At 62.6% G+C, this 10,359-nt stretch carries 3 protein-coding genes; 1 reads left to right on the forward strand and 2 read right to left on the reverse strand.

Translation table 11 applies throughout. The features are described 5' to 3' along the window. Positions 1 to 4,854, reverse strand: a complete 4,854-nt coding sequence (locus AC07T0_RS10765) for a dermonecrotic toxin domain-containing protein (RefSeq protein ID WP_495001157.1) — start codon at positions 4,852 to 4,854, stop codon at positions 1 to 3. A gap of 173 nt (positions 4,855 to 5,027) precedes the next feature. On the opposite strand from AC07T0_RS10765, the gene AC07T0_RS10770 reads away from it, so the two are divergent. After that, entirely contained in the window at positions 5,028 to 5,333 is a 306-nt protein-coding gene (locus AC07T0_RS10770; RefSeq protein WP_495001242.1) for a YkgJ family cysteine cluster protein, read from the forward strand. A gap of 29 nt (positions 5,334 to 5,362) precedes the next feature. Here the strand turns inward: AC07T0_RS10770 and AC07T0_RS10775 are convergent, their stop codons facing one another. After that, a complete protein-coding gene (locus tag AC07T0_RS10775) occupies positions 5,363 to 10,237 on the reverse strand; it encodes a dermonecrotic toxin domain-containing protein (protein WP_495001158.1) in 4,875 nt (1,624 codons plus the stop codon). Positions 10,238 to 10,359 lie beyond the last annotated feature (122 nt).

The following is a 10,359-nucleotide window of genomic DNA, read 5'->3' on the forward strand; positions in this document are numbered from 1 at the left end:
CTACAGTCGTTTCAGTTGCTCGACCAAGGCCGTCTCCACATCGGCGGCGTTGAAAAAGAATTTACGGGCCATAGGCAGACTGATCGCACTGCGCCAGATATCCACAGCCGCCTGCGCGCGGCCCGGCCGCCCTCTGCGGATCAGCTCGAAACGCTCACTTTCGGCGCGCGTCTGATCCTTGGGACCGAGAAAGCGCTCCTTGCGGGTTTTCAGGTGAGCCGCCCCGAGTTCAAAGCCATCATCGAAGGTGGCCAGGCTCTCGTAATGGAAATGGGCCACCCAGAGCAGGGCGCTCTTCTTGCCCGAAGCCGCCTTGTCGAGGATCAGGTATTCCTGCAGGTAGCCACCAGAGCCGAGCAGGCTACGCGGCCCGTTCTTCCTGATATCGATAGCGCCCTGGCGCTGGAGAAAGTCGACCCGGGCCATGTCCGGCAGGCTGGCCTTGGTCGCCTCGACCCGGATCAGCAACCCTTCATTGACCAACTCCAGGGCCAACGCGCGCAGCTTGCCCACTTGAGTCTGGCCGCTGGCCTTGTCGACCGCGGCCTCGACAGACGCCAGGCGTTCTTCGAGTTGATTGGCCAGGCGCTCGAGTTTTTTTGACTCGCCTTCCAGCACATCCTGAAGAAACACCGGGTCACGGATCGGCTGCTGCAACCGCGCGGCCTTATCGAGGGCCTTGGCCAGTTCGGCGCGGGCATCGCGTAACTCCCGATGGGCCGCCAGCCTCTGCGTATCCGCCTCCGCGAGCAGGCGCTTGATCCCGATCGGTGGCTTGGCGGCGGCCGGTGGCGGTGTCGGCTCGGGCGCCTTGATCTCCTCCCAGTAAGTCCCTTCGGCGCTTTCCTGGAACAACAGGGTTTCATCGTCGCCAACGATCTCAACGATTTCCTTCGTCTGACCGGCGGTCGTCGGCCTGACCTTCCCCAGGTAGAGCCCACCCCTGGAACCACGGGTCTGGATCAGGCCGGGGGTTGTCTCGAATTCTTCCTGTACGGCAATGTCACTGGCCTGCTCATCGAGCATTTCGCCAAGGGCCTCCAGGGCCTCGTCGCGCAGTTGCCCGATCAGTTCGCCCAGGCGCTCGGTATAGACCAGGGCCCTCTCCGCCGGCTGCTGCTGCCGCCAGAATTCGATGATCTGCAAACTCGACTCATAATTTTCGATACAGGTATTGAGCACGCGGCGGCGGCGTCTCGCGGAGATATCCATGTCCAGTTCGAGATTGACCCGCGAGCGGCTGGCCATGGCCGCCTCCTGGGTCTTCTCCCGCAACGCGGGATAGGTCCGCTCGCCGCGCTCCAACTCGTGGATACTCAACCAGCGCAAGGTATGCAATTGTGACGACTGCGTATCCAGCACGGTCCGGGCGCCCCGCGTATCGGCATTGATCTTGTCGCGAACCTTGGCCCCCAGGCCCGGATACTCCTCCAACCGGGCGTCAACCAGCTTTTCCTGCCGATGCCAGCCCAGCATCTCATCATTGACCTTGACCTTCTTTACATGATGCGCCAGAAGGCGCTCATACAACGCCGAACCCGGCCCGGCATTGGTCGCCCACGCCCGGGCATGCTCTTCAGCCGAAAGCTTGCCCTCCTCACGAACCCTGGCCAGCACATCGACGAACTCGCGACAGCCGCCAAGCTGAACCCCGAGGAATGCGCACACGGCGTCCTTCCACTTATCCACCGGCTTGAGCCTGGCCTGGTCTTCGCGCAGGGCGATGCTCTGCCCGGTCAGGTCGAAGGCCTTTCGCGCCTCCTCGATAAACCGCTGTCGGGCCTCGCTGCGTATCGCTTGGGAGTAATCCCCGGCCTCTTTGCGTTGCAGGTCGAGCCGGGCCAGGGAAGCCCTGCGCATCGCCAGCTTGCCATCGGTTTCGATGACCCTGTGCCGTTCGTCCAACGCCTTGGCGGCCGCGGCTTTTTTTGCCTGCATCTGCTTGATCGTCTCGCGCCCGCCGCGTCCCGAGCCGCCACGCAGGCGCAGCCTCAGATCCGGCAGCCAGCGGCCTTCGCCGACGTGCTTCAAATAGAAACCTTGTTCCAGGCCGTCGGGCGAGATCACTCGCACACCGCCCTCGCCATCGCTGACCACGGCAAACACCCAGCCGCTTATGCGCGCCGCCAGTTGGTTGCCCTCCTTCAAGCGGATCAGCCCCTGATACTCACCGGAAGCAATCACTTCGCCCAAGGCCTGCCAGTCAATCGAGGACAGCGAATAGCGCTTCATCGCCCAATCGACGATGCTCCTGCGCGAGGACGTCTCGCCTGGCGCCACCGGGTTTTCAAGATTCATCGGTATCGGCTTGTCCGGCCCTTCGCTGATCGTCGCCCGGGTCCGTGCACGGTAGCCCTCGTGTATCGGAATCCTGCGCGGGACTTCGACGGGGGCCTGGAGATGGCTCAGTCGATGCCCCAGGATAAACGCTATATTGACCAGGATATCGGCCCAACCGCTGGCCTTCGCACCGGGATCCTTTTCCTGCAGGCGGCGCAAATCGGCCTCGAGACTGGCGACCACGGCGAAGATCCAGCCGGCCACCGCCGCCGGCCCGCGGATAAACATCAGGACCACGTTGAACAACTGCCAGCCGCCCTCCTTCAGGGTCGCCCAGCGCAGCTCGGCGTTGGAAACCGACTGCCGATCCGCCAGGGCGATCAGGGTCCTGGCCGTCGAGACGAACAAGTGATGCAGATAGTCGCCCCGCACCCAATCCTCGCCAAGCGTGGCCGGGGCCACCGGCAACAACGCGGCGAAATCATCTTCGAACGAGCGAACCCGATGTGGTTCGATAAAACCGCCATTGGCATAGGTACGGCGGGCCTGGTCGCTCATCCAGGTCAGGACACTGTCCTGCAACGGGCCGAGTGGCTTGATTGCCTCGAACAGGGCGTTGAAGCTCGGATATTGTCGCAGTGTCTCGACCGCGGGCGTCGGCCGCGCATCCTCGTCGCGCGGGCAGAAGGTCCGGTCCGGCGCGGCCTGCAACGCCTGGAAGGCCGACTCCCGCGGCCTGGCCTTGGCGAGCAGCGGCCGATAGAGGATCACCGGACCGTGGCGGCTATCCTTCGGCCCGATCAGGAACATCGACGCCACGACATCGGCCGGCGCATCGGCCTCGGACTTGAAGGCCAGGGGGCGCAGGACAATCTGTTGTCCGTCCACCCACTGCCTGGCGGCCTCGGCCTGCATCACGGCCTCGACATAACGATACCCCGTTTCATCGAAGTCCGCTTCGCCGCGGATCTTCAATTCCAGTGCCTGCATGGGCAACTGGACCCGCAGTTGCTCGCTGAACAGTTTTTCCCGAGCGTGCGCCTCGTCGGCATCGTCGATGAGCTTGGACTTGAGCTGTTCCAGGTAGGTACGGCCGATGTCGACGGCGCTGACCAGGCCCTTGAGGTAGTCCGGGGTCATCCAGGCGGGCACCGGCGCTTCGAGGGCGCAACGACGGATACTGATCCGCATCTTCACATGCCGGAAGCCGCCGAGATTCTCCAGGGCCAATTCGGTCAGGCTCATGCGGACCGTCTCGACACTCCCCAGCGCGCCACCGCCCGCGGCGACGGCGGGCACCGCGACGGTCTTGTCGAGTTCCAGATGAATATCATCGGGATCGGCAATCCCGAGGACTTGCGGATGATCCTCGCGCATTTTCTTCAGCAGCGTCCTGGCGGCGAAGCCCGGCAGGTCGCCGACACCGTCGAGAAACGCCTTGCCGCCCGAGGCACGTTGCACCTCGGCGAGTTTTTCCAGCAGGGCGCGATAGGCCGTTATGTCTTCGGCGCGGGCCCCCAGCAGCCAATACGGCAGGGCATCGCGCAGCGCGGCCAGTTCCTCGGGCAGTTCGAGCACCGCATGGGGCTGCTTTGCCACGGGCGCGAAAAACCAGCGATCGGGGCGAATGATCGCATCGAGCCGGCGCTGGTAGTCCTCGACCGTCCACTGGGGATCGCGTCCGATCAGAGCGATCTCCTGGAGCTGATTGTCGAGCAAGGCCTCGCCGAGGCTGGCCACGGTCCGTTCCAATAGCTCGGGCGGATCGTCCTGCTTCCAGAGCAGGTGCTCGCGATACTCGATATCGCGGCCGTTGGCCCGGGCACTCATGAACAACGGCACCAACTGTCCGAGGTCCGTGGAGTCTGCCCTGAACAGTCCCCAGGACAGACTGAACACCAGGGGCATCTGCTCGATGCCGTGTTCCTTGCGCCGGGCGATCAGCAGCGGCAGGGCCTCGGGCCCTCCCCCGCCCCAGCGGTCCTTGCTCACGGCACGCATACCGTAAAGGGCGAACTGCCTGTCGGGCTTTTCCAGATCAACCGTCAGGAAGTCACGATAGTGTTCACTGCCGACCATCAGAATCCGCGTCAGCATCGCGCAGAGACGCAGAATGCGGCTGTTGCCTTGCGGGTCCTCTTCGTTCCAGTAGTCGACCAAGGCCTGCTTGAAGAGCTCAAGAAGGACCTCGCCCCACTCTCTGATCATGATCTGGGTCGCCGCCGCATCCACCAGATATCGGTGCCAGGTACCAGGCACGTCGCGGCGGATTTCCAATACGTGCTCAGTGCTGAAAACCGGCGCGACACCCGTGGTGAAATGCTTGAGCACGAGGTCGATCAAGGCGTTGTATTGGTAACCGGAAAATACCCTTTCGCCCTCATGCACCGACCATCGAGGTTCTCCGACAACCAGGTGCGAAGCGTTGCGCTGAGGTTCCCAACGAGTAAAAAAGCGTTCCTGAATGTTCGACAAAGCCACGCCGCGCAACGTCGGCGGGTCGGCGAAAAGCGCCTTGACCGCGTCGATCGACTGCTCAAGCGATAGGCGCGGCGAGGTGATTGCATCCTTCATGTCTGACTCCCTTCAAATCGGAAAATGAGCCTGGGCTCGACCGCCGTCGGTCAGGACCGAGCGCGGGTTCACCGGGAGTAAACACAGAGTGCGAACCGGCTTTGTGGTATCCAGCTATCGGGAGGCGGTCTGTTCCGGCATACAGGGCCATGGCAGTGACATACACTGGCGCCATGACCATGATCCCCCTGACCGACCTCGCCACACCGGCGATCAGCTGCTCCACCTGCGCGGCCTGCTGCTGCCGGCTGGAGGTCCTGTTGATCACCGATACCGGTGTTCCCGAACGTTTTATCGACATCGACGATTGGGGCGGCGAGGTGATGTTGCGCCTGGACGATGGCTGGTGCGCGGCGCTGGATCGCGACAGCATGCGCTGCACCATCTACGAGAAACGCCCACTGATCTGCCGGGAATTCGAAACCGGCTCGGCGGACTGCCTGGAAGAACGCCGCGGGATCGCCACGGCCTATCGATAGCGCCAAGCGCGGGGCCGCCCCCGGTAGACCTAAAGCTGGCGCAGTTGCTCACGCACCACCACTTCCCGTTCCGGGGCATTGAAAAACAGCTGGCGCGCCATGACCAGGCTGATCTCGCTGCGCCAGATCCGGAACACCTCCAACGCTCGCCCCGGTTGCCCCTGGCGGATGCGTTCAAAGCGCTCCTGCTCGGCCCGGGCCTGCGCCTTGACCCCGAGGAAACGCTCGTCCCAGCGTTTCAGATGGGCGCCATGGGATTGTGGCTTGCCGTCCTTGTCCAAGGCGCCGCGTATCACGAACAACTCCTCCGGAGTGACTTTATCCGGATAGTGGAAATGCGCTACCCAGATGTTCTTGCCGGTCGCCTTGTCACGCACCACATATTCCTGGAGAAAATCGCTTTTGCCGAGTTTGGTGCGCGGCCCGTTGCGAAAAATCTCGACCTCGTTGTGCTCCTTGAGAAACAGCAAGCGTTCGGTGTCCGGCGCACTCGACTTGGTCACGGCGATTCGCGCCAGCAATCCCTCATGCCTGAGCGTCCCGGCCTGGAGACGCAGTTCCGAGGCATGAACCTGGCCGGCGGAGACTTCGCTTTGCGCCACCGAACTGTTCGCCTCGGCCAGCGCACGGTCGATTTGCCCGGCCAGCGCCTCCAGCGCCCGCGCCCGTACTTCGAGCACATCCTGCAGATAGATCGGGTCTTTGGTGACCGGGACCTGCTGCCGGGCGATCTCGATCTCCCGGCCGGCCTGACGGATCTGGCTCTCGGCCATCAGCACCAGGCGCCTGAGGCCCGGCTGCGGCTGGGGTCTGGGCAAGGAGGCGGCAGCCGGCTTGGGCAACGGCTGCCAGTAGCCATCTTCTTCTTCAACAAAGGAGTCGATCGGTTGACCGGTCTGGGGATCCATCAACTCGACCACCTCATGGCCATCCTGAGGCGTGTCTCGAACATAACCGATATAGTTTTTCTTACGACGGGTACGGATAATTTTCCGGGTCTTGCCGGCGGGCTCCGAGGGTAGCTCAGGCTCGTCTTGCAGGGGGGCCTGCGCCTCAATGCGCTCGACCAGGCTGCGCTCGGCCTCTTGCTGCAACTCCACCAGACGCTGGACAAACAGATCGCCCCAGACCAGACGGTGACCTGGCGGCAAGAACCCGGTCTTGTACTCGACCATGGCCAACGCTTCGTTATATTGACTCACACAGGTGTTGAGCACCGCCATGTCCGCCTCGGCGGACAGGGGCGAGGTAGATCGCTCATCGAGAATGGACTGGGAGGCCAAGGCACTACGCAGGTCGTCGAATTTCGTCCAGATATCGCTCTCGAGCTGCTGCGGATCCAGTTCCCTGAAGCAATACAGCGCGAGCCGACACGCCCTGACGGCTTTCAGTCCAGGCACATTGCTCTTCCTGTCCCTGATCTCGCGAATGGCCTGATAATCCGTCAAATTCTGGTTGCGATGATTGCCCAGTTCGCTGAACGCCTGTTTCTCTCGCTCCGACCAGTCGATAAACAGGTCCGCGGCGCGGTTTTCCCGTAGCTCCAGCCGTTGCGTTTCCAGCAAGACCCGGCCCGATTCGTCCTGATAGGGCAGACGCCCAATGATCCGCACGCAACGATGCTCGATAATCCTTATCGCATCCAGGGCAATCTGCATCGACATGACGAACTGATGCAAGGTGTCAAAGAGTTTCCCCTTGTACCCCCGCAGGAATAACGTCTCGTTCATCCGCAGCTCGTTGAGCTGTTGCTCGTAACCGTCGATCAAGGCTTTTCCCAGGTCGCCGATCCGATCCATGCGGGCGAACCACTGCTGGGCGGTATAGCGGTCGGGATTGTCGTCCATCCTCACCAGCATCTCCCGCTCGGGAAACAACGCGCGTGCATGTTGCCGCTGCTCCGTAACGCGCAGTTCCCACCCCTCCATGAAGCGCTCACGGACCGAGTCCCTCTGCTCCTGCTCCCGACGTTTTTGCTCAAGCAGGGCGGCTCTTCTTTTCCCGATGTTTCCCTGACGCCCCGATCCGCCGCGCAGACGCAGCTTCAGGTCCGGCGTCCAGGTTCCCGCACCATCGCTTTTCAGATAGAACCCATCACGCAGACCGTCCGCAGAGACCACCTGCACATTGCCTTCGGTATCCGCCTTCACAGCAAACAGCCATCCTCCGAAGTAGGCCGCCAGCCGGTTTGATTCCTTCAATCGGATCAGCCCCTTCAGATCGCCGGATGCAATGACCTCGCCCAGGGTCTCCGGCTCGGGCCAGGGATACGGGTGAATCTTCAAGGTGAACGAACTGAGCGTCGGACGCGAGGCGGCCATGCCTGGCGCCACGGGGTTGTCCAGTTTCATCGGCAGCGGCCGGTCCGGCCCTTCGCTGACTGTCGCCCGGATCGGCGCGCGCCGGCCCTCATCCACCGGGATCTGCTGCGGTGTCTCGGTGTGCGCCTGGCGGCGGGTCAAGTGATGCCCGAGAATAAAAGCAATATTGACCAGTATATCGGCCCAGGCACTGGCCTTGGCCCCGGGGTCCTTTTCCTGCAGCCGCCGAAAGTCGGCATCGACACTGGCGACCACGGCGAAAATCCAGCCGGCCACCGCCGCCGGGCCGCGGATAAACATCAGCACCACGTTGAACAGTTGCCAGCCGCCCTCCTTCAAGGTATTCCAGCGCAATTCGGCATTGGACACCGATTGCCGGTCCGCCAGGGCGATCAGGGTCCTGGCCAGCGAGCCGAACAGGTGATGCGGATAGTCGCCCGGGACCTCCGCGTCATCGAGCGTGGCCGGCGCCACCGGCAACAGCGCGGCAAAATCGTCCTCGAACGAGCGCCGCAGATGGGGCTCGACAAAGCCGCCATTGGCGTAGGTGCGCCGGGCCTGATCGCTCAACCAGGTCAGGACGCTGTCCTGCAATGCACCGGGTTGCTTGAGCGCCTCGAACAGGGCCGGTAGCGTCGGGTATTGCAGCAGCGGCTCGACGGCAGGCGTGGGACGGGCGTCATTGTCGTGAGGACAAAAATTCTTGTCCGGGGCCGACTGGAACTGCTGGAAAGCCGACGCCTGCGGACCGGCCTTGGCGAGCAGGGGACGATAGAGAATGAACGGACCGTGGCCAGTGTCCCTCGGACCGATAATGAACATCGACGCCACGACATCCGCTGTCGCATCGGATTCGGCCTTGAAAGCCAGGGGGCGCAGGACGATCTCCTGGCCATTCACCTGGCGCTTCTGCGCTTCGGCCTGCAATACCGCCTCGACAGTGCGGTATCCCGATTCGTCGAAATTCGCTTCACCGCGAATCTTCAGCTCCAGCGCCGCCATGGGCAATTGCACCCGCAGTTGCTCGGTGAAGAGTTTTTCCCGACGCAGGGCCTCGTCGGCGTCGTCGATAAGCTTGGCCCGCAGTGTATCCAGGTAGGTTTTGCCGATGTCCACGGCCGTCACCAGCCCCTTGACATAGTCCGGGGTCAGCCATTCGGGAACCGGCCTGTCCACGCCACAGTGGCGAATACCGATCTTCATCTTCGCATGCCGAAAGCCGCCGAGATTCTCCAGGGCAAAATCCGTCAGGCTCATCCGCACCTTTTGCACCGTCCCCAGCGCCCCGCCCGCGCCCCCGGCGACGGCCACCGCGACGACCTTGTCGAGTTCCAGGCGAATATCATCAGGGTTGGCGATATCGGCAGCGGGTGGATGGTCCTCGCCCATCTTCTTGCGCAGCGCCTTGACCGCGAACGTCGGCAGATCCCCCACATCATCGAGAAATGCCTTGCCACCCGAGGTTTGTTGCACATCGGCGAGTTTTTCCAGCAGGGAGCGGTAGGCGCTGATGTCTTCGCTCGATGCACCCAGCAACCAATGCGGCAAACCATCCCTGAGCGCCGCCAGCGCTTCGGGCAACTCGACCACCTTATGGGGCTCTGCCCGCACCGGCGTAAAAAACCAGTCATCGGGACGGGTAATCGCATCGAGCCGGCGCTGGTAGTCCTCGAGTGTCCACTCGGTATCGAGCCCGATCAGGGAAATCTCCTGAAGCTGGTTTTCCAGCAGGCTTTCGGCAAGGCTGGCGAGGGCCTGCTCCAACTGCATATCCGGGTCGCCCTGCTGCCAGAGCAGATGCTCGCGGTACTCGATATTCCGACCGTTGGCCCGGGCACTCATGAACAAGGGCACCAGTTGTCCGAGATTCGTGGTACCGGCCCTGAAGAGGCCTTTGGCCAGGCTGAGCACCAGCGGGCTCTGCTCGATACCCCGCTCCTTGCGGCGGGCCACCAGCACGGGCAAGGCTTCAGGATAGGCGCCCCCCCAGAGGTCCTTGCTCACCGCCTGTATGCCATAGAGGGCCAGTTGCTGCTCGGGCCGTTCCAGATCGATCGACAGAAAGGCACGATGCTGTTCACGACCGGCGGACAACATCCGCCCCAGTATCCTGCCAAGACGATAAAAGCGGCTGTAGCCTTGCTCATCCTCCGCGTTCCAGTAGTCGACCAATGCCTGTTGATAGAGTTGCAGCAGGATATCTCCCCACGACCCGAGCGTCGCCTGGATTGCCGCGGCCTCAACCACGAACCGGTCGCCGGGCAAACCCTCGAGCCTGATCTCCAGCACATGCTCGGCGGTAAAGACCGGCGCGACCCCGGTCGTAAAATGCTCGAGCACCAGGTCAATGACCGCACGGTATTGATAGCCACCCGAGAACCTTTTTCCATCGCGCTCCAACCATTGCAGTTTGCCGACATACAGATGCGAGGCATTGCGCCGCGGGTCCCAGCGGCTGAAAAAATACCCCTGGATGGCCGACAAGGCCACTTCCCGCAAAGTCGGCGGATGGGCGAAAAGCGCCTTGGCCGCCTCGATTTCGTGCTCAAGCGACACGCCCGGCAGTGTGACAGCATCATTCATACCGACTATTCCCTTCAAACAGATCCGACAGGCTTGGATTCAAGCGGCCATGCCTGGCACCGCACAGGTACAAGGGAAGTAGGCGCCTGACACACCCAGTCCATGCGGTATCCGGCTATAGC

Source organism: Pseudomonas sp. GW821-FHT04D07 (assembly GCF_059420225.1).

Coding starts and splice junctions, on each gene's coding strand:
- AC07T0_RS10770 (WP_495001242.1), top strand. CDS start 5,028: ATGACCATGATCCCCCTGACCGACCTCGCCACACCGGCGATCAGCTGC.
- AC07T0_RS10775 (WP_495001158.1), bottom strand. CDS start 10,237: ATGAATGATGCTGTCACACTGCCGGGCGTGTCGCTTGAGCACGAAATC.
- AC07T0_RS10765 (WP_495001157.1), bottom strand. CDS start 4,854: ATGAAGGATGCAATCACCTCGCCGCGCCTATCGCTTGAGCAGTCGATC.